Here is a 1,181-nt window from a genome sequence, read left to right as displayed (position 1 = left end):
ACATAACATTTTTTTATTTGTTTTTTTATTTCCGTGCAGAGGTCGTCAAATTGTTTTTCCATCTCTTGTTCACTGGCGTCAGAGGGTGCGGTTAACCTCACAACAATTTGGACGTTTTTATCAGCAAATTGTTTGAATTCTTCAAATGAAGTTGAGCCATCAAACTGCTCCAAATTTCGACTGCTAAAACTTACTCTAAAGCGGTGTTCTGGAAATTTTTCTTTAATGAGCGGCGCCATTAATGTTTCATATTTAGGTTCCATAATCATAGGAAAATAGTCATCAGAAAAGGTAACATTCCATTTTTCATCAACGGTGCGATCAGCTGAAGCCGATTGATTAATATCGCTACCTTTGGGGTAAAATGAAACGGAGATACCACCACGTAAATATATCGGATAATAAATATGATATTCAAATTTTTTGTTATATTTCGTTTCGATATAATCAATAATTTGTGCCGCGCGTTGTTCATCGCTTAGTTTTTTTTCTTGTCGTTTTTTGGAATTATGGAGTAAGAACCCGCCAATTAATATAAGGACACAAGCAAGTGGTATGATTATTTTTTTCATCGTGTTCACTCTTTTCATGTGGTATTTACTTTAATTTTCCCATATTGCGATTCGTATCACAAGAGTGTAAATAAACAAAAATGTTTTTAATGTTTGGTTTATCAATTAATTTAAGATACATAAAATATTTTTTAGGGGTTAAACATTTTAGGAAGTTTTTCGCGTTGATAGGGTTGAAATTGTTGTAGTTGTCATGAATTTGGATACAATTATTGGGCTATACCATTCGTGGTTGTTCTCTTTTTTTACGGCTTTTTTGATAAAAAAACAAAAAATGATGATTGACACTAAAATTTTGTCATGTTAATATCGTCTCAATCAAATAAATAAACAAAATTATATGAAAAGAAGAGTACTTACCTAAGAGTACAATCAAAGAGAGTTCCGGTTGGTGAAAAGGAATATTGGAAATGGGTTTGGAAAATGGTCTTGGATATGGTAGCTCAATATGAGAGTTATTCGGGAGTGCCCGTTATAGCACTAGGGTCTAACAGAAGGATTGATTTAGAGAGTGTTGCACCCGAAGAGGTAAATATTGTGAGGTATTTATAAATTTAGGTGGTAACTTGACAGGGTCAACCTATTATTCGTTATGGATAATAGGTTGGC

General features: G+C 33.2%; 1 protein-coding gene. It reads right to left on the bottom strand.

What is annotated here, in order from left to right; translation table 11 throughout:
- Positions 1–572: hypothetical protein (locus ESZ54_RS12535; protein ID WP_162615179.1), on the bottom strand; the 572-nt coding region annotated here is incomplete at its 3' end.
- Between the last annotated feature and the right edge of the window lie 609 nt (positions 573–1,181).

It is taken from the genome of Vagococcus silagei, assembly GCF_004795745.1.
GTDB classification, from domain to species: domain Bacteria; phylum Bacillota; class Bacilli; order Lactobacillales; family Vagococcaceae; genus Vagococcus; species Vagococcus silagei.
Note: the sequence above shows the minus strand (reverse complement) of the source record. Positions and strands in the feature narration are given on the sequence as shown.